Source organism: Corynebacterium sp. MSK218 (assembly GCF_030232655.1).
In the GTDB taxonomy this organism is placed as follows: Bacteria; Actinomycetota; Actinomycetes; order Mycobacteriales; family Mycobacteriaceae; genus Corynebacterium.
Genome location: NZ_JASPGN010000003.1, coordinates 124,445 through 147,164 on the forward strand (window position 1 = coordinate 124,445; position 22,720 = coordinate 147,164).

The 22,720-nt window shown below is 58.0% G+C and carries 22 protein-coding genes and 1 tRNA gene; 9 read left to right on the forward strand and 14 right to left on the reverse strand.

Annotated elements, in window-relative coordinates; genetic code table 11:
- Positions 1–69 precede the first annotated feature (69 nt).
- A complete protein-coding gene (locus QP922_RS03480; protein WP_284807936.1) occupies positions 70–825 on the forward strand; it encodes a hypothetical protein in 756 nt (251 codons plus the stop codon).
- On the opposite strand, the gene QP922_RS03485 is transcribed toward QP922_RS03480, so the two are convergent.
- Together QP922_RS03485 and QP922_RS03490 are read right to left on the reverse strand one after the other, a co-directional pair.
- The gene (locus QP922_RS03485) at positions 822–2,186 is read right to left on the reverse strand and encodes a PFL family protein (RefSeq protein WP_284807937.1); all 1,365 of its coding nucleotides are present in this window, start codon (positions 2,184–2,186) and stop codon (positions 822–824) included. The two genes, QP922_RS03480 and QP922_RS03485, sit on opposite strands and share 4 nt — an antisense overlap.
- 15 nt (positions 2,187–2,201) lie before the next feature.
- On the reverse strand, positions 2,202–2,471 hold the full coding sequence (locus QP922_RS03490) for an ACT domain-containing protein (protein WP_284807938.1): 270 nt from the start codon (positions 2,469–2,471) through the stop codon (positions 2,202–2,204).
- A 79-nt stretch (positions 2,472–2,550) separates the two neighbouring features.
- Between QP922_RS03490 and QP922_RS03495 the strand changes: the two genes are divergently transcribed.
- Entirely contained in the window at positions 2,551–3,240 is a 690-nt protein-coding gene (locus tag QP922_RS03495; protein ID WP_284807939.1) for an NAD(P)H-binding protein, read from the forward strand.
- On the opposite strand, the gene QP922_RS03500 is transcribed toward QP922_RS03495, so the two are convergent.
- The 6 genes from QP922_RS03500 to acnA all read right to left on the reverse strand — a co-directional run bounded on the left by QP922_RS03500 (position 3,237) and on the right by acnA (position 10,196).
- Positions 3,237–3,926 (reverse strand): hypothetical protein, encoded by a 690-nt coding sequence (locus tag QP922_RS03500; RefSeq protein ID WP_284807940.1) that lies wholly within the window; start codon positions 3,924–3,926, stop codon positions 3,237–3,239. The two genes, QP922_RS03495 and QP922_RS03500, sit on opposite strands and share 4 nt — an antisense overlap.
- A gap of 176 nt (positions 3,927–4,102) precedes the next feature.
- A complete protein-coding gene (locus QP922_RS03505) occupies positions 4,103–4,843 on the reverse strand; it encodes a hypothetical protein (RefSeq protein ID WP_284807941.1) in 741 nt (246 codons plus the stop codon).
- Positions 4,844–4,848: 5 nt separating this feature from the next.
- Positions 4,849–5,628, reverse strand: a complete 780-nt coding sequence (locus QP922_RS03510; RefSeq protein ID WP_284807942.1) for a hypothetical protein — start codon at positions 5,626–5,628, stop codon at positions 4,849–4,851.
- A 105-nt stretch (positions 5,629–5,733) separates the two neighbouring features.
- A complete protein-coding gene (locus tag QP922_RS03515) occupies positions 5,734–6,291 on the reverse strand; it encodes a hypothetical protein (RefSeq protein WP_284807943.1) in 558 nt (185 codons plus the stop codon).
- Between the two features lie 299 nt (positions 6,292–6,590).
- A complete protein-coding gene (locus QP922_RS03520) occupies positions 6,591–7,160 on the reverse strand; it encodes a TetR/AcrR family transcriptional regulator (RefSeq protein ID WP_070671206.1) in 570 nt (189 codons plus the stop codon).
- Between the two features lie 219 nt (positions 7,161–7,379).
- On the reverse strand, positions 7,380–10,196 hold the full coding sequence (gene acnA / locus QP922_RS03525) for an aconitate hydratase AcnA (RefSeq protein WP_284807944.1): 2,817 nt from the start codon (positions 10,194–10,196) through the stop codon (positions 7,380–7,382).
- Positions 10,197–10,480: 284 nt separating this feature from the next.
- On the opposite strand from acnA, the gene QP922_RS03530 reads away from it, so the two are divergent.
- The 3 genes from QP922_RS03530 to QP922_RS03540 all read left to right on the forward strand — a co-directional run bounded on the left by QP922_RS03530 (position 10,481) and on the right by QP922_RS03540 (position 15,711).
- A complete protein-coding gene (locus tag QP922_RS03530; protein WP_284807945.1) occupies positions 10,481–10,987 on the forward strand; it encodes an Rv1476 family membrane protein in 507 nt (168 codons plus the stop codon).
- Between the two features lie 1,719 nt (positions 10,988–12,706).
- Positions 12,707–14,566 carry a DIP1281 family NlpC/P60 protein gene (locus QP922_RS03535; protein WP_284807946.1) on the forward strand — a complete coding sequence of 620 codons (1,860 nt, stop codon included), beginning with the start codon at positions 12,707–12,709 and terminating at the stop codon, positions 14,564–14,566.
- 26 nt (positions 14,567–14,592) lie between these two features.
- A complete protein-coding gene (locus QP922_RS03540) occupies positions 14,593–15,711 on the forward strand; it encodes a ferrochelatase (RefSeq protein ID WP_284807947.1) in 1,119 nt (372 codons plus the stop codon).
- Here the strand turns inward: QP922_RS03540 and QP922_RS03545 are convergent.
- Positions 15,708–16,475: an Rv1486c family protein gene (locus QP922_RS03545; protein WP_284807948.1), complete on the reverse strand. Its 768-nt coding sequence runs from the start codon at positions 16,473–16,475 to the stop codon at positions 15,708–15,710. The two genes, QP922_RS03540 and QP922_RS03545, sit on opposite strands and share 4 nt — an antisense overlap.
- 33 nt (positions 16,476–16,508) lie before the next feature.
- Here QP922_RS03545 and QP922_RS03550 point away from each other — a divergent pair, with 33 nt between their 5' ends.
- Entirely contained in the window at positions 16,509–17,357 is an 849-nt protein-coding gene (locus QP922_RS03550) for a DUF3097 domain-containing protein (protein ID WP_284807949.1), read from the forward strand.
- A 15-nt stretch (positions 17,358–17,372) separates the two neighbouring features.
- On the opposite strand, the gene QP922_RS03555 is transcribed toward QP922_RS03550, so the two are convergent.
- Both QP922_RS03555 and QP922_RS03560 read right to left on the reverse strand, forming a co-directional pair.
- A complete protein-coding gene (locus tag QP922_RS03555; protein ID WP_284807950.1) occupies positions 17,373–17,948 on the reverse strand; it encodes a MarR family transcriptional regulator in 576 nt (191 codons plus the stop codon).
- Positions 17,949–17,985: 37 nt separating this feature from the next.
- A complete protein-coding gene (locus tag QP922_RS03560; RefSeq protein WP_284807951.1) occupies positions 17,986–18,726 on the reverse strand; it encodes a TVP38/TMEM64 family protein in 741 nt (246 codons plus the stop codon).
- A 184-nt stretch (positions 18,727–18,910) separates the two neighbouring features.
- On the opposite strand from QP922_RS03560, the gene QP922_RS03565 reads away from it, so the two are divergent.
- Positions 18,911–19,570, forward strand: a complete 660-nt coding sequence (locus QP922_RS03565; protein WP_210388155.1) for a DedA family protein — start codon at positions 18,911–18,913, stop codon at positions 19,568–19,570.
- 31 nt (positions 19,571–19,601) lie between these two features.
- Here the strand turns inward: QP922_RS03565 and QP922_RS03570 are convergent, their stop codons facing one another.
- Together QP922_RS03570 and QP922_RS03575 are read right to left on the reverse strand one after the other, a co-directional pair.
- A complete protein-coding gene (locus tag QP922_RS03570; protein ID WP_070671225.1) occupies positions 19,602–19,871 on the reverse strand; it encodes a hypothetical protein in 270 nt (89 codons plus the stop codon).
- 475 nt (positions 19,872–20,346) lie between these two features.
- Positions 20,347–20,432: transfer RNA gene (locus QP922_RS03575), tRNA-Leu, on the reverse strand.
- Between the two features lie 183 nt (positions 20,433–20,615).
- Here QP922_RS03575 and QP922_RS03580 point away from each other — a divergent pair.
- Together QP922_RS03580 and QP922_RS03585 are read left to right on the forward strand one after the other, a co-directional pair.
- Entirely contained in the window at positions 20,616–21,191 is a 576-nt protein-coding gene (locus QP922_RS03580; RefSeq protein ID WP_284807952.1) for a YbhB/YbcL family Raf kinase inhibitor-like protein, read from the forward strand.
- A 24-nt stretch (positions 21,192–21,215) separates the two neighbouring features.
- The gene (locus tag QP922_RS03585) at positions 21,216–21,599 is read left to right on the forward strand and encodes a hypothetical protein (RefSeq protein WP_115022087.1); all 384 of its coding nucleotides are present in this window, start codon (positions 21,216–21,218) and stop codon (positions 21,597–21,599) included.
- On the opposite strand, the gene QP922_RS03590 is transcribed toward QP922_RS03585, so the two are convergent.
- The gene (locus QP922_RS03590) at positions 21,596–22,708 is read right to left on the reverse strand and encodes a quinone-dependent dihydroorotate dehydrogenase (RefSeq protein WP_284807953.1); all 1,113 of its coding nucleotides are present in this window, start codon (positions 22,706–22,708) and stop codon (positions 21,596–21,598) included. The genes QP922_RS03585 and QP922_RS03590 overlap by 4 nt on opposite strands.
- Positions 22,709–22,720 lie beyond the last annotated feature (12 nt).

Sequence of the window (22,720 nt, forward strand, 5' to 3'; positions counted from 1 at the left end):
TTTTACTCTGTGGGAAACCCAGAGGTAGAAGTGACACGAGAGTGCCAAGAGAATGCGAGGGAGGACGCAATGGCCGCGACTGAGATGACGAACGCTCGAGCGGCCAGCGACCTTGAGGCCTTATTAGACGGGCTGGCTGCTCAAGACCCAAACGTACGCGTTGACTGTGCATCCCGGGAACTCATCCGCGGTATTGACGCAGGCCAGTGGGAACACGACATTGCGACTATCCGTCATCGTCTCACCGAGTACTTCTCCAGCGACATTGTGTGGGCGAAAGCCGCAGCCACCAGGGTGCTCAATGCCTTAGCCAACGCAGGCCACTTCAATTACGAGGACTACCTCATCTTTCGCGCGTGGTACGTCACTGAGGAAGACACCCGTGGCTTTGTCGCTGATATTGGCCCGATTATGGCAGTGGGTAATGGCGCCGAGTACGTCGAGACCTGCGTGCGGCTCGGACTCATCCCGGCACTCGAGGGCGCGGCCATCATCTCCTGTCGTCTGCGCGCAGCCGGTGGTGTATGGCACGATGCCGAAGGTGTGCGCCTCGCACACGCTGCCTGTACCGTGATTGGCAAAAGCACGTCGCCACACGTGCTCGAAGTGTGGTCAACCAGACTGGCAGATACCGTCCTTAACGAGGCCGTGCGCCATGGTAACCGAGCGGTGATTGAGAACTTTGCCCATTTCCTCAACTCTACTGGGCGCATCGTGCGCACCGAGCCTAAACAATGGGGAATTAGCACTGAGCGCGCGAAGTTTGCGCAGTCGCTCATTGCTGGCCTTGAGGAACAACTGCGCACCGCTAGCGGCGGGTGTTAATTGCGGAAGCCGTGCACCGGCGCCGGAATGAAGCCTCCGCGGTTGATGAAGGTGGAGTTGCCGACCTGGTTGACCGGGATAACCGGCGCGTAGCCCAGGAGGCCACCGAAGTTGACCTCGTCGCCGGCCCGAGTGCCAGGGGCGGGGACAACACGCACGGCGGTGGTCTTATGGTTCATCACGCCAATGGCGGCCTCATCCGCGATCATGCCGGCGATGGTCTCAGCAGAGGTATCGCCCGGGATAGCGATCATGTCGAGGCCCACCGAGCAGATCGAGGTCATGGCTTCTAGCTTGTCGATGGAGATAGCGCCAGAGCGCACTGCGTCGATCATGCCCTTGTCCTCAGACACCGGGATGAAGGAACCAGACAATCCGCCCACTCGGGAGCAGGCCATCATGCCGCCCTTCTTGACGGCGTCGTTAAGCAGCGCAAGGGCCGCGGTGGTGCCGTGCGTGCCTACCTGGTCAAGGCCCATGTGCTCGAGGATGTGCGCGACCGAATCACCGAGCTCCGCAGTAGGCGCGAGCGACAAGTCGATGATGCCGAAAGGCACGCCAAGGCGTTCCGATGCCAAGGAACCAACGAGCTGACCCGCGCGGGTGACCTTGAAGGCTGCCTTCTTGACCTCTTCGGCAACCTCGTTGAGCGTGGCGCCTTCGAGGGAACCGAGTGCGCGGTCGACCACACCGGGTCCGGAAACACCAACGGAAACGACGCAGTCGGGTTCCTCGATGCCATGGAAAGCACCGGCCATAAAGGGGTTATCGCCCACGGAGTTGGCGAAGATCACGAGCTTGGCGCAACCGATAGCGCTGCGGTCCTTGGTAAGCTCGGCCGCTTCCTTGATGATGCGCCCCATCTGTGCAGCAGCATTCATATTGATGCCCGCGCGGGAGGAGGCGATATTCACCGAGGAGCAAACGAGGTTGGTCTCTGCGAGTGCTTCCGGAATGGAGCGGATGAGTTTCTTCTCAGCAGTGGTGGCACCTTTTTCCACGAGTGCCGAGTAGCCGCCTACGAAGTCGACACCGGTCTCAGCCGCGGCGCGGTCGAGGGCACGAGCGACGTCAACGGGGTTGCCTTCCACACCGGCGACGATGAGGGACACTGGAGTGATGGAAATGCGCTTGTTAACGATGGGTATGCCGAGTTCAGCCTCGATTCCTTCGCAAACCTCCACGAGCTGAGCTGCGCGAGTGGTCACGCGATCGTAGACGGCCTCGGCGGTGGCTTCCATGGTGGGGCGGGTGCTTCCGAGTAGGGAAATCCCCATGGTGACGGTGCGAATATCGAGGCGGTATTTCTCGATCATCTCGATGGTGTCGAGAATGCTGACGGTATTGAAGCGATTAAGCATGACTCGTTTTCGCCCCTAGATCTCGTTCATGGCAGTGAACAGCGCTTCCGACTGCACGCGAATAGACTGATTGGTGGACTCGCCCACGGCGTTCATACGGTCCTGGATTTCGCGGATGCTCACCTCATTCTCATCGAAGTCGACCCGCAGGATCATGGTGAAAAAGCCAGACATCAGAGTCTGCGAAACATCCACGATGTTGACGTTGAGCTCAGCAAGAGCAGTGGTCACGGAGGCGATAATGCCGGTGCGATCGGCACCGGTAACAGTCATGATGGCAATCATGATCTCATTGTATCCTGCGTATTCTGAGCACTGCCCAGGGGTCCTGCAGAGCCGCAGGAAGGCGCGTACGGTGGCGCACATGACTGATACGACAACTATCGCGCGTAAGAAAGTTCTCTACATCGGCGGCCACGGCAAGGTGGGATTGCTGGCAGCGCCGAAGCTTGTCGACGCCAACCTAGACGTCCACTCGCTTATCCGTAACCCCAACCAGGTGCCCGATATTGAGGCGAGTGGAGCCACACCGATTCTGCGCGATCTCACTGAGATTTCCGAGAAACAGTGGGCTGAACTCCTAGGCGAGTATGACGTCGTCGTATGGGGCGCTGGCAACGGTGGCCGTGCTGGTGCTGACGTCACCTGGGCGGTGGACCGCGATGCTGCGCTCGCATCGATCGCAGGTCTGGAGAAGCTTGCTGCCGCCGGCAAGAACACTCCTGCCTACATCATGATTTCCTACATGGGTGCCACGACGAATACCACCGATCCTGCTGATGAAAAGTGGTATGCCTACGTGGAGTCCAAGAAGGCCGTGGATAATAAGCTCAATTCCACGGACCTTGACTACCTTATCCTTGGCCCAGCTGCTCTCACTGAGGAGCCAGCCCAAGGCATTACCGTCCTCACGGAGAATTCGCAGCGTACTGCGGATATGAAGACTTCTCGCGATTTGGTTGCCGAGGTTGTCGCCGAGGTAGCCTCTCGTGAGACTCTGCCATCCTCTCCGCTGGAGTTCATCGACGGCGACGGCAGCGTCAAGGATATTTAGCGCACCCAGTTCTGCTCTGCGAAGGAAAGAACTGCGTCTACCTGCTGTTTGGTGAGCCCGAGTCCAAACTGAGGCTCTGGGTTGGGAACGTCCACTCGGTATCCAACCACGTCCCAGCCATTATTGTGGGCGAAATCTACGGTCGCTGTCTGTGGGCTTTCGGCTACAGCGAAATTTTTCGCCTTCAGCCACGCTGGGTCCCTATAAGTGAACTCCTGTGAAGCGACCCTATGCATGGTTCCATCTGGCTGCAGCATCAGAAGCGGTGCGGTGTAGTAGTGCGTCACTGTGTCGCCGTCATCCTCCTGACGCACGTGGGCTAGCTCGCCGATGAGGACTGGGCGGTATTCGATCCACCCGTTTATCCACGCGTTATCCGTGCTTTCTGCGATGCGGTTCAACGACTTCTTGCCACGGATGGAAGCGGCAACAACAAATGCTGTCAGTGCGATAAAGACCAGAAGGCCGATAAGAACGATGGGGCCTGTCGCCTTGGTCTCTACGTATATCGCGTAGGCGGCAGCAGCTATCGCGAGGCCGATGATGCCCACTGTTATGGCAAGAATTCCGGTGATGTTTCCAGTGGAATTCTTCTCCAACAGGGAGCGTCCCGGGGGCGAGGCCGGCGCCAACGATGACTTCACGGACACCACTGCGATCCATATGTGGATTCGGCTGGGATACATCGGTTGCAGATTGTTGAGCTGAATGCGTTCGAGGCATAGTCGGCGAAAGCTTCAACTTCGTGCGTGGCAACGTGATGGGGGACTGAGTCATAGATCACACAGTAACTGACAAGTCAGTACATGCAGTGCTGGATGGGGAGCGTCTCCGAGGAGACTCGGAGGATTAGCTCCGATTGCTAGGCATGTAGCGCAGCATTGAGGCCTGCCCGCACCTGATCTCTGGTGAGTCGATGCGCGAAACCGGCTTCATTTAGCGGCTTGGTAGCGATGTGGCCTGCCAGGTACCAACCGTTCACTCGTTCAAACTTCGCGTCCTTTTCATCGTCGACCACCGCGATGCCCATCTGAGAAAATTCCATTGGCGTGCGATTGTCAGAAAAGACCTCGGTGGTGATGTCAAAGCTCGAGCCATCTCGGGAGAACAGACGCGCTCTAGCCTGGTAGCAATATTCTGTCGGATCATATTCATGTTTGATGGTGCCAGTGTTCCAGATTTCTCCTACTAGCGCTGGGTAGTACTCGATCCACCCGTTCTGTGCGGCGAGACGAACACGGTGTGCACCCCACGTGTTGCGTCGGATTGATTCTCCTAGGTCGGCTACTCCCGCAATGAGCGCTGCGAAAAAGAACAGTTTGAAGGCCCAGGAAATCGACGGATGGATGATGACTTCATCTTCCATGATCAGGGCAATGGCGGAAGCACAGACCATCGGCACAAGAATGGCACGCCCCAGCAATGATTTCTTATTGAGAGCTGAGTTCCCAGGGAAGGGACCGGTGGCGTATACAGCTCGCGCCACCACGGGTGTTGCGGGTACCGGGTTAGGCGAGGACACGGACCGCTTGCTTTTCGGGATAATTCGGTCAGAATAAAAAAGGCTCTGGAAGTCGAATGGTGCGAGTACATCCTGGGACATGCGACCTACTTCACCCATGAGTTTTCGGCGAAGGTCAAGACAGCCTCCACTTGATCTTTGCTGAGGCCGTGTTGAAGCACGGGCGTGGGGTTGGGATCGTCAGCTCGGTATGCCACGACATGCCAACCGTTGTTGTGGTTGAAATCGACGGTGGCAACCAGTGGGCCATCCGCCACGGTGAATCCGCGCATCTTCAACCAATTGGGATTCCCGCTCCTGAATTCAGCGCTGTGCGCTTTCGGCATCGAGCCATCCGGCTGAAGAATAAGTAGTGGAGCTTTGTAGAAATGATCAGTTGAGTCGTCACTCCTCCTGCGGCGATGCAACACCAATTCCCCGATGAGTGCCGGCCGGTATTCAATCCATCCGTTCTTCCAAGCAGCGGCCATGCGCTTGGCTCTCTGCCTTTCACTGCGCACGAGGAAGATGGCAAGCCACAAAAATAGGACAGCTAATACCGCAGTAATGAGAAGGCCGTGTAGCAAACCTAAGTCATCCTCCTCCTGACTTCCACCTAACATAAGGGTGACGAACCCCATAATGCACGCGAGAAAAGCAGCGGTTACGCCAAAGAAGCCAAAGACGAAGCCAAAGAGCATATCGTGGACGCTGGCGCGCCCTGGGGGCAAGCCGGTGGAATCAATGGCCTCCCTGATACCGCTGCGGTCGATCTCCTGCCTTGGTTGAGAATCATGCGTTTCGGATTCCTTGGGCGCAAGGGATTCTGGGAATTTACCTGCGATTTTTAGCTTTGTACGCGGAAACCGGATGGGAGAGTGAGTCATACTTCACAGGTTAGCGGTAGTGAAACGCTAGGGGCTATAAACAACAGGCCCTGAGGGGAGCAGTACCCGTGTGGATCCTGCGAGTGGGGTGTAAGACCTTGGCGGCTATGTGATCCATCGCTGTTCGGCGAAGTGAAGAATGGCGTCGATTTGCTTGGCGGATAATCCACAAGGGATCTCTGCTTCAGAGTCCTGGCTACCCGTACGGTATGCGGCTACGGTCCACCCATTGTTGCGGGTGGAATCAACGGTTGCTGCGCGGGAAGCCTCTGACAGGGCAGCGCCCCGTGACTTTAGTGCGTTCGGATAGTTGCCACGGAACTCGCCGGACGTTGCGTTCGACAAAGAGCCGTCTGGCCGAAGAATGAGGAGTGGAGCGGAGTAATAGAAATGGGTCCTCTCATTCTTTTCCGAGCCTTCGGTCTTGCTGCGCAAGTAAACGAGCTCACCGATAAGAGCGGGCCGGTATTCAATCCAGCCGTTTTGCCACGCGGTACGAAGACGCCGAGCACGGCCAATCGCTTTGAAGACATTCCACACGCCAAGCCCCACAAAGAAAAGGCCAAAGAGGCAGCCGAAGACTGGGATCAAAGCAAATGGATCAAACCCGGAATGCGGTCTTTGGGGAGGGCCAAAACCACTGGTGAGGAAAGAAAACGTCACGCTACTTATGAATAGTCCAACGAGAACTATAGGGAGCCAGATGGCGATGTCACCGAACTTGAGGCGCCCTGGTTGAGGACCGGCATCCTCTATTACCTCACGTATACCCGACGTATCGACGTGCGGGTTTGGTTGTGCATCGTGAGCGTGGGATCCTGCAGGGGCGAGCCGTGACTTGTCGCCTGAGTAGATGTGGAGCTTTGCACGAGGAAGTCGTAGGGGAGTTTGGTCCATGCCACACAGTGTAACGAGGACTAGTGGACCATCAGGGGTGGCAATCAGGGGAGAAAAATCCGCAGCTATTGAGTACGTGACCCACGAATCGTCTGCTCGACCAACGAAAGAACTTGCTCCAGGTTTGACGTTTCACCCAGCGCAAGGCGGTTAATGAAACCGTCCATGAAAGTTTCCAGATAGGTCACCAAGGTATCGATGGACACATCATCGCGGAGTCGCCCCTTCTCAGCATTGGATTCCAAGCGGGCACGCACGGCTTTGTCAAGGACTTCCTGCTCCTCGCGCCAGCGGGTGGCAAAAGAGGGATCGGTACGCAGCATTGAGGTGACCTCAAGGCGGGTAGCGAGCCAGTCGTGACGCTCTGGGTGGCGAAGCATCTCACTCATTACCTCAACCAGACCATTGTTGGCCACGACCTCTGCCTCCCGGGCGGCGTCCTCCCGAGCCAAGGCAAGGAAGAGCGATTCCTTATCGCCAAAGTGGTGGAAGATGGCGCCGCGTGATTTTCCAGTGACCTCTTCGAGTCGGCGGACTGTCGCGCCTTCATAGCCATACTCAGCGAAGCATTTTCTCGCCCCGACGAGGATGTCGTTACGGCGGCGGTTGAGCTCGGAATCGCTCATAATCGGCATGGCTGGACAATCTCCTTGGAAGGAAGCGCGGCACGAATCTGCCGCAACGATAGTGGGTACGGGAAGGGAACCGAGTAGGGAAATACTTTCCAACGACTCGGTAAATGGAAAGCTTTGTGGATAAAGAAAGGCCAGCCAGCACTCAAATTGTTGCTAGCTGGCCTTCCGCTGAGCTATGCAGAGCCCACCTCGTGGGCTCTCACAGCGGTCTGGGCCTCTTTAGGCCTTGACCATCTGGCGCAGCACGTACTGCAGAATGCCGCCGTGGCGGTAGTAGTCGGCCTCACCAGGCGTATCGATGCGAACCTTGGCGTCGAACTCGACGGTCTCACCGAACTCCTTGGTCGCGGTCACGTGAACCGACTTCGGAATGCCGCCCTCGTTAAGAGCTGCAATACCGTCGATGTCGAAGGTCTCGGTACCGTCCAGGCCCAGGGACTCGTGGGACTCGCCCTCCGGGAACTGCAGCGGGATAACGCCCATACCGATGAGGTTCGAGCGGTGGATACGCTCGAAGGACTCGGTAATAACGGCCTTCACGCCCAGCAGGTTGGTGCCCTTAGCAGCCCAGTCACGGGAAGAACCGGTGCCGTATTCCTTGCCGGCCAGGACGACCAGCGGGATGTCAGCGGCCTTGTAGTTCTCGCAAGCATCGAAGATGAAGGCCTGCGGTGCGCCCGCCTGGGTGAAGTCGCGGGTGTAGCCACCAGCAACGTCCACCAGCTGGTTCTGCAGGCGGATGTTGGCGAAGGTACCGCGCATCATGACCTCGTGGTTACCACGACGGGAACCCAGGGAGTTGTAGTCCTGGCGCTCCACACCATTCTCATCCAGGTACTGAGCAGCAGGGGTACCCGGCTTAATGGAGGAAGCAGGGGAGATGTGGTCGGTGGTGACGGAGTCACCGAGCTTAGCCAGGACGCGAGCACCCTTGATGTCCTCAACCGGTTCCGGCTCAGTCGGCATACCGTCGAAGTACGGAGCCTTGCGGATGTAGGTGGAATCCTCATTCCACTCGAAGGTCTTGCCCTCCGGTACATCCAGGTTGCGCCATGCGTCGTCGCCCTTGAACACGTCGGCGTAGTCAGCCTCGTAGAGCTCGCGGGAGATTGCCTGCTGGATGGTGTCCTCGATCTCCTGCGGGGAAGGCCAGATGTCCTTGAGGAAGACATCGTTGCCGTCCTGGTCTTGACCCAGCGGCTGGGTCTCGAAATCGAAGTCCATGGTGCCAGCAATAGCGTAGGCGATGACCATGATTGGGGAAGCCAAGTAGTTCATCTTGACGTCCGGGGAGATGCGGCCCTCAAAGTTACGGTTACCGGACAGCACTGCGGTAGCAGCCAGGTCGTGCTCATTGATGGCGTTGGAGATTTCCTCCGGCAGCGGGCCGGAGTTACCAATACAGGTGGTGCATCCGAAGCCGGAGAGGTAGAAGCCGAGAGCCTCGAGGTCCTTCCACAGGTCTGCGCGCTGGAAGTAGCCGTCAACTACCTGGGAACCCGGTGCGCAAATGGTCTTAACCCACGGCTTGGACTTGAGGCCCTTCTCAGCCGCCTTGCGGGCGATGAGGCCAGCGCCAACCATGACGGACGGGTTGGAGGTGTTGGTGCAGGAAGTGATGGAAGCAATAGCGACCATGCCGTGGTCCAGGGTGTACTCGCCACCGTTCGCGGAGGTAACAGTCACTGGGTTGGATTGACGGCCGGAGCTACCCTTGGCTGCGGACTCACCCTGACCTGCGCGGGACTTGTTAAGGCCACCGGTAACGTCAACGAGGGAGTTCTCGTCGCCGCCCTCAGCGGTCATGCGCTTTGCCTCAATGGTGGATTCGTCGGCGACGACGTCACCAGAAGCGTAGGTCGGCAGATCCTTACGGAACTGCTCCTTTGCCTCAGAAAGCAGGATGCGGTCCTGCGGGCGCTTCGGGCCAGCGATGGAAGGCTTGACGGTGGACAGGTCCAGCTCGAGGTACTCGGAGTACTTAGCCTCCGGAGCATCCTGCTCCAGCCACATGCCCTGAGCCTTGGCGTATGCTTCAACACGGTCGATCTGCTCCTGCGGGCGACCGGTGAGCTCGAGGTACTTGATGGTCTCCTCGTCGATCGGGAAGATCGCAGCGGTGGAGCCGAACTCTGGGGACATGTTGCCGATGGTGGCGCGGTTAGCCAGCGGCACGGACTTCACACCGTTGCCGTAGAACTCGACAAACTTCTGAACCACGCCGTGCTCACGGAGCATCTCAGTAATAGTCAGAACAACGTCGGTAGCCGTCACGCCGGTCGGAATCTCACCGGTGAGCTTGAAGCCGACGACGCGTGGGATAAGCATGGAGACCGGCTGGCCCAGCATGGCTGCCTCAGCCTCGATGCCGCCAACGCCCCAGCCCAAGATGCCGAGGCCGTTCTCCATGGTGGTGTGGGAGTCAGTACCGATACAGGTATCTGGGTAAGCAACGCCCTCGTTGTCAAAGACGACGCGGGACAGGTACTCGATGTTGACCTGGTGGACAATACCGGTTCCCGGAGGAACAACGCGGAAGTTGGAGAAGTTCTCGGCGCCCCAACGCAGGAACTGGTAACGCTCCTGGTTGCGCTCGTACTCGATCTCAACGTTCTTCTCCAGAGCCTCGGAGGAACCGAAGGCCTCAACAATAACGGAGTGGTCAATAACCATCTCTGCCGGGTTGAGCGGGTTCACCTGATCCGGCTTGCCGCCGAGAGTAGCGATGGCCTCACGCATGGTAGCGAGGTCGACCACACAGGGAACGCCGGTGAAGTCCTGCATGAGGACACGAGCCGGGGTGAACTGGATCTCGGTATCCGGTTCTGCGGACGGATCCCAGTTCGCCAAAGCGTTAATGTGATCCTTGGTTACGTTCTTGCCATCCTCGTAGCGCAGCTGGTTCTCAGCCAGCACCTTAAGGGAGTACGGCAGCTTCTCCAGGCCCTCAACCGCGTTGATGTCGAAGTAGTCATAGGACTTACCGTTGACATCAAGGGTCTTCTTGGCGCCGAAGGAGTTCAGGCTTTCAGTCACAGGGAGCTCCATTCCTTGCTTTTCGCTTGTGGGTTGTCGAACACTTAATAAAGGTCCATCGAGCTCATCGAGGCCGTACCGGCGTCCGGAGGGACTGCGGCACATCGACGTTCTCAGAACGCGAAGGTTCCTTATCTATTGTAGAGGCTGGAACCTGCGGTTGGGGCCACTATAACAGTACGCCCGTTCTGTTTCATCCATTTCGGGGGTACCGGCGCGTCACCCACCCTTCACTTGCCGTCACGTGCTTAGGCTCGAGGCTGCACAACAGTAAGGAGTACTCCATGATCCCGGCCGGCGTAGATGTAGATGCCATCGCCGAGCAACTCTCGGACGACGGTGTCGCCTTCTCCAACCCAGAGCTAGCGCTTGACGACGCCCTCCAGGAGCCCATCATCGCCTCCCTTCATCCTGATCATGGGGTAGCGGTTGTTGACGTGTTTCCGGAGAAAATTCCGGATCTGCGCGATCTCGCAACCACTCTTCAAGATAGGACCGGTCTAGACACTGTCATCCTTCAGGCACCCATGAAGGTGTCGGTGGTGAGCGATTCCTACGACCGGGCGGCTATTGAAGCAGCTGAGGATTCCCTGCCGACAGGTCTCGATCAGGTCACACTGGTGAACGACTTCTATGCCACGGCAGATGATTTCTCAGTCCCGTGGGTTCCCATTGTTGGAATATTTTTCTGCCTCGCAGCGTTGGCTGCCTTCACCGCATTCCGCCACGCGGCTCGACAAGCGCCCGCAACGAAACCGGCCACAGATGTCGTTGAGGCTACGGTGGGCTAGCCGGGGCACAAGGTCGACTCTCAATCCGCGGCGTCCACTGTCACTTCTCCGGCCAGCCAAAGGGGTTGATTATCCGCTCTGAGATCCATGGAATTCAACCCCCTGGAGCGGGCGGCACCACGCGCCCGCAGATAGCCACCGAGCCTCTGATTAGGTCACCCGAATTCGGCCTGAGGGCCTTCTTAATAAAGACCTCTGGCACGCTCAGATGGCGGCGCAAAGCTCGTTACAACAGGGGGTCTGCGGCAGGCAGTAAAGAGGTCCCAATAGCCCGTAAACGGACTGCCTGGAGGTCCGTAAGGAATGATGGGAGAAGGGTAGGGAAGTGGTGGAAATCAACCACTAAGCCTTTACTTTGGGCCCGGGGGAGTGGTTGCGACTTGGAGAAGTGGTTCTGCGTTCGGCCTCACCGACGGCGCCTAAGTGGCCCGAGGTAGGGCGCGACGCGGTGCCGGATCTGCGCTACCTGTAGGGGCTTGAATCGACAACGCGAAAGCTTTATCTGTGGGGGTAAGGGCAAGATGCTTGGGGGAGAATTCAGTTGCCCAGGCGTGGCTTCAAGGCGTTGAGTATCGGCTTGGTTGTGAAGGTGCCAACCATCGTCACTCGGGGCGGAATCGGGCGCCACAGTTGCCGCTGATTTAAGGCGAAGTTGGGCTCGGCCAGAAAAATGGGGACAAGTCCCGAACCTTGTCGTGTGGTAGCCGTGTTGAAGACTGCTGGGCATCTGACGAAGCATTTGACTAGACGTCGTCTGGCCCACTTTGACCCGCGGCAACCTGCCGCAGAGAGAGTACGTTACATATTAGTGACAAACATCACAGTCACACGTTGGTAACGAAATTGTTGCAGGTAAGGTGCTCCTGTAAGGCTCTGTGGCTGGACTTAACTCATGTGAAAAATGAGGAAAGTGTGCGACATGGCGTGTCGGTGACGTATGGTTCACGTATCGACTCACGGGTTGACTCTTGCTCCATGTGTTCATGGGCCAAGCCTTGACTCTCAACAGAGACGACGCACGGGTATGTGGGGAAGCACGCCACGAGCGATTACGGCAGTTGAGGATCACCGCCTGGCGGATGAACGCCGCGCCTCACAGCGCGCAGCAGAATGAGCTGCTTTGTGCAGTCGGTACCAGTGTTCGACTTTTCATCACAAAGACACCTACCTTCCGAGTGGGAGAGGCTCCTTTACGCTTCACATGCACTCTTTGATTGGAGTGCTGCGCAATCTCGTCCTGTCGGTTCCCGGTCAGGTGCCAGCCATGTCGATGCCTGCTGCCTCTAGGGTGTGCGGTCATTTCGCTATGCGCGCGGCGCCTGGCGAGGAGGAACCTCGCAGTGCGGTGTTCTCCGTGTAGCGTGTGCCCCTTCGCAATCGGGACCCTAGAGCACATGGATGACCCATCTCCATGTACGCGGTCTCGGATTAGCGTCGGTGTACACCCGCGATAGATCATCCACGTCCTCGCTAGTGACAGGACCTCTCATAAGTTCGCCTCTCCAGAATGGCCCTCCCACTCCTTCCTTGTGCATGTTCATTGAGCACCACCTCAATCGTGGTTTGAACTCGTAGGAAGTAGGGAAGCCCCTGTATCCGCAACTCAAGCAACCTCGCTCCACTTCGTCGTTACGACTGGGGAGAGGGACAAATCATCGTTGTACCCTTTCATGTAGTTGTTGGGGCCAGGGCTAGGTAGGCGTTGAGGAGACTATTCTCGTGGCCACCACTTCATCTTTCGGCTTTCGTCGTCTCAGGGCAGTGTGCGCTGCCATCGCGACGACCGCCGCTTTGTCTACAGTTTCATCTCTAGCGCCAGCAGTAGCGGCGGAACCAGAGCAGCTCAACGTTAAAGAGCTGCTATCTTCTGACAACCCCTCCATTGCAGACCTTGCCGGGGCCATTGCCCAGGTTGAGCAACGCATCGCCGAGGCTGAGGCCACAATCGGCTCCCAGCGTGAGGCAGTGAACCGGGCGCTCGTCGATCTTAACGACGCCCGGACGAAGGCCGAGCAGGCACGTCGTGGTACCACCACGGCACGCAAGCAGCTCGACACTGCCGAGGATGATGTGGCGAAGGCTCAGGCGAAGCTCGACGATATCTCACGTTCTGCTTATCGCCGCGCCAATACATCCGACGCCGTATCGCATGCAGCCGGTAAGGACGCTCGCTCCGACATGCTCGAGCGTCAGTCTTTCCTTCGCTCCCAGTCCGATAAGCAGCAGGGCGTTCTTACCCAGCTGGAGCAGGAGCGTACTCAGAAGGCCAACAAGGAATCTCAGCTGCGCAAGACTCAAGAACTTGCCGAGCAGCGTGAGAACCAGGCGTCCGAAGCAGAGGCGTCTGCACGTCAGTTGCTCGCTGAATCGGAGTCAACTATTGAGGATTCCGCTGCGGAACGAACCGACCTTCTATCTCAGCTGTCCGAGCTTCATAAGGCGCTTAATAAAGCTAAGGGAGTTGACGATACTGAAAAGTCAAGAATTGAGACTGGAAACAATGTCCAGGATAAAAACTTGACTGAAGAGGCATCGCGTATCGCTGACGACGGTGCCCAGCCTGACGAAAAGGAACCGCTGAAGACGGAAGAGCCGGCCGCGACACCGGGCGCAGAAGCCTCTGAGCCAGCGTCCGTCGAGGGCCCCTCAGCGGAGGAAGCGCGTGATCGCTCGCTGCAGGCTCAACACATTTCTCCGTCGATTTCTCCAGAAGAGATGAAGGAACTCTCTAGCGCTGCCGATACGCTCTCTTCCGATCCTAATGTCAAGGAGCTTTCCTCTAAGAGTGCGGATCGCCGCGCCAACAGCGGTGGCAGCTCTCTCGATTCTCGCTCTATCGATCCGGAAACCGTTGCCTTGGGCATTGGTGTTGTTGGCACTGTGGCATCGATGGTGGCAGCCTCTCAACCTAGTCACAGTAATAGTCTGACACCGGAGGAGATTGACGCCTTGGCGCAGGGCTCCTCAAAGCTGTTCGCCCTCCAGGGTGAGGACTCCGAGACGTCAACGTCGACAACTACCTCTGTTGGTCTCGACGATGAGGACGAGGAAGCCGATGAGGATTCCCTCATCTCAGACCTCTCTGGTGTGTTGGAAGACCTCGAAACGACTGACAGTGTAACCGATAAGGCAGCATCGAAGCTGGGCGATGCGTCTCGTGAAGCTCAGATCGAGACCGTCATCGAACGCGCCACCTCTCAGGTCGGTGTCCCATATGCGTGGGGTGGCGGTGACGCCAATGGCCCGACTCAGGGTATCCGCGATGGAGGCGTTGCTGACTCTCACGGCGATTACAACAAGGTTGGTTTCGACTGCTCGGGTCTCGTCCTCTACGCCTTTGCTGGCGTGGGCATCTCCCTGCCGCATTACACGGGGTATCAGTATCAGAAGGGCGAGAAGATTTCGACCAGCGAAATTGAACGCGGTGACCTGATCTTCTACGGCCCAAGCGGTAACCAGCACGTCGCTATCTACCTGGGTGATGGCACCATGGTCGAGGCTCCTCAATCTGGCCAGAATGTCAGCATCACACCAGTCCGACAGGCGGGAATGGCTCCGTATGCCGTGCGTCTGATTTAGATAAGACCATTGCTAAACTGGGCCGTATGACTGAAGCACAGCGTACTGCCCCCGGTGCCGGTTCGAGCACTGGCCGAGCACCCTCCACTTTTGACGCCCTCCTCGTTCTTTCTTTCGGTGGCCCGGAAGGAAACGAGGAGGTCGTTCCGTTTTTGGAGAATGTCACCCGCGGTCGTGGTATCCCGCGTGAACGCCTAGAGGTGGTAGGCGAACATTATTTCCATTTTGATGGTGTGAGCCCCCTCAATGCTTTGAACCGCGAAATCATTGACAACCTCGAAGCAGAACTGAAAAATCGCGGACATAATCTACCAATTTACTTTGGTAACCGTAACTGGCACCCGTTCGGTACCGAGGCGGTTGAGCAGATGGCTGCTGATGGCATCCGCAACGTCGCGGTTTTTGCTACCTCAGCGTGGGGAGGCTACAGCGCCTGCCGGCAGTACGACGAGGACATCATCAAGTTGCGCGCCTACGCCGAGGAAAAGGGACTGCCGGAGATTACCTTCACTAAGCTGCGCCAGTTCTTCGACCACCCGAAGTTCGTTGAGGAGATGGCAGAGGCAATTCGTGAGGCATATGCGGAGGTACCGAAGGACAAACTCCCGAATACCCGCATGCTGTTCACGGCGCACTCTGTGCCTTCGGCGCACGATGCTGTCGGTGGTGCGGAAGGAGACAAGCACATCTACTCCCGCCAAGTCGCCGAGGCTTCTCGCCTCGTCGCTGAGGCAGCTGGAGTGGGCGACTATGACCTTGTGTGGCAATCCCGTTCCGGTAACCCAGCTACCCCGTGGTTGGAGCCAGACATTGTGGACCACACCAAAGCGATTCACACTAATGATGGTGTTGAGGCCGTTGTTGCATGCCCAATCGGCTTCATTTCGGATCATATGGAAGTTATCTGGGACCTCGATTCTGAGCTGAAAAAAGCAGCTGATGAGATGGGCGTGAGCGTGTATCGCACACGAACGGCCGGCCCATCACAGCGCTTCGCCTCCTTGGTCATCGATCTCATAGATGAACTGGAGCAAGGAACTGAACCAGCATCCCTAGGCAACGTGACCGTCCAAGGCTGCACCGTTAACGGTGCTCCGTGTGCAGAGGGATGCTGCGATATCTGGTCGTTGAAGAAGTCGCACTAACGCGCAAAATCGGTGAGCGCGTAGGCCACCCCGGCCATGCGCGCTTGGCGGATATGCCGCCACAACCGGAGTAATTGCGGGTCGAGGCTGTGGTCTTGGATACGGTCCGTGACCGCTTCAATGATGGCGGCGACGCGGTCGGCGCGCGCGAAAAGCTTCGCGGCGCGCGCTGGCACCGCAGATGGCAGGCCTGGAGTGTCGTAGAAATCGCTGAGGGTACCCACAGTGAGTCGGGGGTTGGGGAGAACATCACTCGTATATCCGGTGGCCTCGATAAGCGCTGCCGATTCATTGGTGGCTTGACTCAACAGCGCATCGGCATCGCCTGGGCTCAGCCACGCGGGGGCGGGCAGTGGGGCTGTTTCCTCGATGAGAGTCCAGATAGTTGCGCCGTCGGCATAACTGGGGATGAGAACCAGATGACTATCGCGATCGTTGGTGCGCACCACGATAGCGCCGGCCGAGTTTTCTGAAGCGGCTCGGGCGGACGCAGTGCCGGCCGGTAGCGCTGGTGCTTCGCCAGGCCCTGACAGGATAAGACGCACAAGCGGTTCGCGCTCACCGCGGGCAATGATGTCAGCCGTTTCGCGGCGCAGGTGAGCGAGAAGGGTAACGAAGGGACTTCCTTCTGGCCCAAGCTGTTCACCGCCCAACTCTGTAATGGCATCGAGGAAGTCATCGGTGGATTCGTGGCCCCACAACCATGCTCCGAGCCACACGGAGACGTTTTGAACAGGGGACCAGACCTCGGCGCGCATATCCATGGCTGGCCAGTGTAGACGATAGGGTTGACCGTTATGAGCATCAATCCCCGAGACCCCTATGGCGGCGATATTTTCGCCGGACATGCACGCACCCACAAACCGCAGTACCCTGAGGTTCCCGCCGAACCCGGCATGGTAGTAGAAGTCCGGGGAGATGACTTTGTGGGCGCTGTGATGGGCGTCGATAAGACAGCATGGGGCCCAGTGGTCCGGCTTGAAGATCGCCACGGAGTGGAGCGCGTCTTCAACTTAATCAAAGGTGGCTTTCTTCTGGAGGGCCAACCTGTCACCCTGACTCGCTATGTAGAGAAGCAGGCGCCGCGAAAATCTAATTCGGGCTCGCGCCGCGTAGAGAACGTTGAGGCCAAGGTGGCTGCACCTTCCCGCATCTGGGTGGAAGGTGTCCATGATGCCGCGATCGTGGAAAAGGTATGGGGCCATGACTTGCGTGTGGAAGGAGTGGTCGTGGAATATCTCGAGGGCCTCGACAACTTGGAGGAGCGCCTTGCTGAGTTCCAGCCCGGTCCTGGGCGTCGAGTTGGGGTATTGGCTGATCACCTCGTGAAAGGGTCCAAGGAAACGCGACTAACACAGACAGTGGGTGAGCACGTCTTGGTGACGGGGCATCCGTTCATCGATATTTGGGCCGCAGTAAAGCCCGAACGCCTTGGTTTTCGCGCCTGGCCTGAGGTTCCTTACGGTGAAGATTGGAAGACAGGTACCTGCGCTCGTCTGGGATGGTCCGACCCCAAGGAAGGGTGGAGTCGTGTCTACAACGCGGTGAGTTCCTTCCGCGATCTTGATTCAACGCTGATCGGTGCGGTGGAACGTCTCGTGGATTTCGTCACCACGCCGGAGTTAAAGAAGGAAGATCTCCTGTAAAGATAGTGTCACTGCCTAGTTCGTCGAGTTAGCGCGCTCAATGAGATTGACCGCGAGTTGCCATCCAGCAGTCTCTGCAGCCCATCCTGCAGCTTGGAGGCGCTGGGACATGGCCTGCTTGGAAATGCCGAGCTCTTCAGCCGCCTCGTTTTGGTTAAGTCCGCCACGTACTAGTGATGTGGCTTCGCGGCCTTCCATTGTGCGCTTGTTGAGGACGAATCCAAGTAGCGCGAAGGCGGCGGCAATGTCATTGGCTTCCGCCGCGCGGCCACGGCGATCGACCTTGGCGTAGACGTGACCCGCGCGGGCAGAGCCCTTGACGGCTGCCGTAGCGACAGCGCGAGTTTCTTTGTCGCTAGCATCGTCGCCGGGAATAACACCGATGCCGATGGCCCAGTCACCATCAGCGAGCAACGCCATCACCACATCGCAGACCGAGGAGGCCGAATAGGCCACCGCACAAATGTCTTCTACTCCGAGTACTTCAAACTCCCCGATGCCCTCCAAAGTAGATAGGGCAGCGGCGGAACGCTGCACCAATTCGGCACGGCGCACTGAACGGCCGCGGTAGCGGGCATGGACTGCTAGCACTGTGGGAGACTCCTTCCGACGAGAAATTAGCCTCAGTCTACTCTTTGTGCTTGACCTGGGCGCTTACCGAGGGCCGTGCGGGCAGGCGCGTGTCGAGCACCAGGCCGGCAACGCCCAGCACCGTGGCTGCGATGAGTGCGACGATGGTCAAGGGATCAGTCTGCCCGCTCAAAGCGTCACCCAGGAAGACGCCAATAGCCGTAGTTGGAATGGATCCAAAAAGTGTTGCTAGTGCAAAGTGTGCGACGGGAATAGGAGTGAGCGCCGCTACGTAGTTTACTAAGCAAAATGGAACTCCTGCGACGAGTCGAAGCGAAGCAATAGCCAACCAACCGCGACTTTCCAAACGTGAGTTGATCGTGAATACCGCCGGATGGCTTAGATGGGGGCGAATCCACTCGCCCAAAAGACGCCGAACCACGAGAAGCGACAGCGTTGCGGAGATCGTTAAAGCCACGAGCGACACTCCAAGCCCCAACCACGGGCCAAAAAGCACGCCAGCGGCCACTGTCCACACGGTGCGCGGGATAGGGAACTGCGTGAAAAGGACGTAGGCGGCAGTAAAGGCCACGACAAACCACGGGCCGAGGTCTTCCGACCACTGGCGTAGGGCGGCGGTATCGGGGACGTCGACAAGCGCGGCCGCTACCACCAGTGCCGCGCAGCCGACACCTACGAGGAGCCAACGCCGCCATGACCATGCGCGCACGCTGTTCCACGCGGCGAATCCTAGCGATCTTAGGAAGTCACCTGCATTGCGAATCCACCGTGAGCCCATGGGGAATAAGCCTAGCGCTGTTGGTCGCGTCACCTACATCCGGGCTGGCAGCTGGCAGTTTCCTGTGGTGTTGGAAACAAGTTGCTGGGGCAGCCACTTTCGATTCGTCGTTGCCAGCGAAGCAGGAGGATACTGATACACGTTCGCGCGCACGGAGCGCGCCTTATCGCTAGGAGAACCCTCCATGGACTTTCTACACAACCTCACGTCCTACATGGACGCAGCCACCTTGCTTGAGGCGTTTGGCCCCTGGGTGGTGGCCGGACTGGCCGTTGTCGTCTTTATTGAATCTGGCGTATTATTCCCATTCCTGCCCGGCGACTCACTCCTCGTCATGGCAGCGACCCTGCGCCACGAGCTGCACGTGTCTATTTGGGCCCTCGTGTTTGTCGGCATGGCAGCCGCAATTATCGGCGACCAGGTGGGCTTTTGGATTGGACACCGCTTTGGCCGCGGCCTTTTTAAGAAGGACGCGAGGATTCTCAAGCTGGAGTACCTCCGCTCAGCCGAGGATTTCTTCCGCAAGCATGGCCCTCTGGCGCTCGTCCTAGGCCGTTTCGTGCCCATCGTACGCACCTACATTCCAGTTGCCGCTGGCACGGCAAACATGCCCTACAAGAACTTTGTGGGCTGGAACGTTAGCGGAGCAGTGACCTGGGTTGTATCCATGAACCTGATTGGCGTCTTCCTCGGCAGCATCCCAGGCATCGCGGATTCCATCGACAAAATCATGATTCTTGTCGTAGTGATCTCCGTAGCACCAATCGTTATCAAGGGCCTCCATAGCTACTTCACCGGAAAGAAGAAGGCCACGGTCGTCGAAGAGTTAACCCCGCTGGCTTAAAATTTAAGCCCACCCCACAGCATGTGACCGTCTAAAGGTTAACGTAGCGCGCATACTCGCCACGCAGGCGCGCATGAGTGACGTAGATAGGCTCATTATCCACTGCCGTCTTAAACTCCTCCGTGAGCCCAGCCATGACAGCATCACGAGCCTCAGAATGCGTGGCGTGGAAGCTCATAACCTCACCGTCCACGACGGCCTCACCGCGGCGCTTGACGACGACATACTCGGAGCCCTCTGGAGCATCGATGACCTTGCGTTGGGCGGTAAACGGGTCGAGGTACGTGAAGGTCGCCGTCATACAGAACTCCTTGAATGGCACGCGGATAGGGGATAAGAGCGCTTCGTGGCTCATGTCACGCCCCACTGTACCGGCAAACAGAAACCCCACGCTTCACTGACTCTTTCATTCCTCAGTGAAGCGCGGGGCTAAGTTATGTGCCTGAGGGGACGTCTGGTTCGGAGACATCGATCCTCTGCGGCTTTTCCGCACCGAAGTGACGGGTGCTGAAATTTAGCCGGAGTAAGGCCTAGCTCTGCTGCTTCTAGCGCTTTCAGGAACATTTCTAGAAGTGTGACTGAACCTATGAACGACGGCTGAGGTCGGAACCAGGTCTCGAATACCTGTCACTGTCATTCACCGTAGATAGTGGCCAAAATTCAGTTTCTGGCCCTTATCTGCCGTGAATGTGGTCTCAGCCTGTATGTCGGGCTCGGCTCCAAAAACGAAAAATCTCGAGACACCGACCGGAACGATGTCTCGAGACTTCACACTGTGCCCGAGGGGGGACTTGAACCCCCACGTCCGTTAATAGGACACTAGCACCTCAAGCTAGCGCGTCTGCCATTCCGCCACCCGGGCTAGGGTGTTTGTTCAGCCTCTCGGCTGGGCACTCGCATACTGTATCCCGATTAGCCTGCAGTACACAAATCGCCATGTCATCCTGCACTTTTCTGCGTCTACTGGCGTGCTAAAACACACCGATGAAAGTTGATAGTGAGTGAATCTTCTGCGGACAAAAGTTCTGTCCAGTAGAAAGGAAGTATGACTAGCAACACATCTGACAAGACTGCAACTACCACGCCGAGCTATGCTGCGGACTCTCGCTTCCCGGGGCCGGATCCTTACGCCCCGTTGGGGGAGGTAGCAGCGTTCACCGTGACCTCTACCGATATCGAAGAAGGCGCGGAGATCGCTGAGAAGTTCCGTGCGCCGGAGAATGTTTCCCCGCGGCTGGCGTGGACTGATGTACCCGAAGGGACGAAATCCTTTGCTGTGACGTGTTTCGACCCAGACGCACCGACGGGTTCCGGATTCTGGCACTGGGCTGTCTTCAACATCCCTGCGGATGTGCGTGAGCTCCCTACGGGGGCAGGATCCGCTGAGGACCTGGGACTTGAGGGCGTTGTCAGCCTGCGCGGTGACTCCGGCCAGCGTGTCTACTATGGCCCCCAACCGCCGGCTGGTCATGCCCCGCACCGCTACCTTTTCGCCGTCCATGCTGTGGACGTTGAAAAGCTCGATATTGACCCTGACGCCACGCCTACCGTGCTGGGTTTCAATCTTTTCTTCCACACGTTGGGCCGCGCGGTTACTTGGGGCTGGTACGAGGCTCACTAGTTCGCCCCCGTTACACTCAGAAGAATGACTAATCATCCCGAAACCGACGGAGTAGCTATCCCTGCCGGACTACGAGTAGGTGGGGCATTTACCTTGCTGGCCGCCGTGCTAGCACTCTTCGGGCTGGTCTCCATCTTTACCGACGGATGGGGAGCTACTTTTGAGTGGACATGGCGGCGTCTCGCCATCGTGGGCGCAGCGCTTCTCGTCGGCGCATTCAGCACTCAGCGGCGCGACCAGCGGGGCAGCCGCGAACAAATCATCGCGCTCGTGCTCGCCCTCGTCCTTATCGTGGCGAGCCGCGCTCTACCGAGCACGGTTCTCACCACGATGGGGCAATACGTGGTCTTCCTCTACGCCGTGGGCGCAGGTTTGTGTGCGGCGGTCATTCGCCGCACGGTGCATTAATCAATCCATCCCAAGCCGGACCCCACGGCCTCGGAAATATTCCGTAGACCGTGGTTGCGCAGCTGGAGCGCAATGCCACGGTGAATATCGCGAATCCAGTCTGGGCCGCCGTAAATCATGCCGGTATAACCTTGCAGCAAGGAAGCGCCAGCGGTGATCCGCTCCCAGGCTTCTTCAGGGGTGGAAATACCGCCCACGGAGATGAGAACGAGCTCATCGCCCACGCGGGCATTGAGGCGCTTGAGCACCTCTAGAGAACGCGCCGCGACCGGAGGTCCCGACACACCGCCGGCGCCCATCGCCGCTACTTCATCAGCCGGTGTGCAAAGGCCCTCACGAGAAATCGTCGTGTTGGTCGCCACGATGCCAGCAAGGCCCACCTCGACAGCCATATCAGCCACTGCATCTATATCTTCGTCCGACAAATCCGGCGCAATCTTCACCAAAACAGGGCGGGACGTGGATTCCACGACTGCCTCCATAATCGGGCGCAACGACTCCACCGCCTGCAAGTCACGCAAGCCAGGGGTGTTAGGGGAAGAGACATTGACCACCACAAAATCAACCAGATCCCCGAGGAGCGACGCGCACTGGCGGTAATCGTCCACAGCGTGCTCAGGCGTGGTCACTTTGTTCTTGCCAATATTAATGCCGATGACGTCGTTGTAGCGGCGCTTGCGCAGGTTACGCGCGGCATGGAGCGCTCCCTCATTGTTGAAGCCCATGCGGTTGAGGATGGCCTTGTCCGGTTTGAGTCGGAATAGTCGGGGAGCCGGGTTTCCTGGCTGTGCCTTTGGCGTAATAGTGCCCAACTCCGCGTAGCCGAAGCCCATCGTAGCCCACACATCGGGGGAGGAGGCATTCTTGTCGAAACCAGCAGCAAGGCCCAACGGGCGGGGGAACCGAACACCGAAGACTTCCTGTTCCAGCATGGGATCAGTGACTGGCAGCACCTTCGCCAACAACCGGTTAGCGGGGCCAACTGCCTGCAGGCCAGCAAGGCCCATGGTGATAATGCCGTGGATGCGCTCTGGGCTCAGCCGAAACATTCCCTTAAGAGCAACCTGATATGCGGCGTGGCGAGCGCGGTCGAGCGCGGAATACTGCATGAATAATCCTTC